General features: G+C 67.3%; 1 protein-coding gene. It reads left to right on the forward strand.

Features of this window, described 5'->3' with window-relative positions; genetic code table 11:
• Window positions 1–248, forward strand: a 248-nt coding sequence (locus R0J88_RS22360) for an alpha/beta fold hydrolase (RefSeq protein WP_410901222.1), incomplete at both ends; no start/stop codon positions are given.

The following is a 248-nucleotide window of genomic DNA, read 5'->3' on the forward strand; positions in this document are numbered from 1 at the left end:
GTGGCTGGCCGGACAAGGCATCGTGACCTACGCCTATGACCAACGCGGTTTCGGGGAGTCCAGCCAGCAAGGGCGATGGCCGGAGTCCCCGTTGCTGGTCGAGGACCTGGTGGACGCCATCACGGTACTGCGCCAGCGCCACCCGAACCTCCCCTTGATCGTGGCGGGCGAAAGCATGGGCGGCTCGGTGATACTCAATGCTCTCGCCCGCCACCCGGCGCTGTCGATCGATGGCAGCCTGCTCGCCG

Source organism: Pseudoalteromonas sp. SIMBA_162 (genome assembly GCF_046535955.1).
GTDB lineage: Bacteria > Pseudomonadota > Gammaproteobacteria > Enterobacterales > Alteromonadaceae > Pseudoalteromonas > Pseudoalteromonas marina.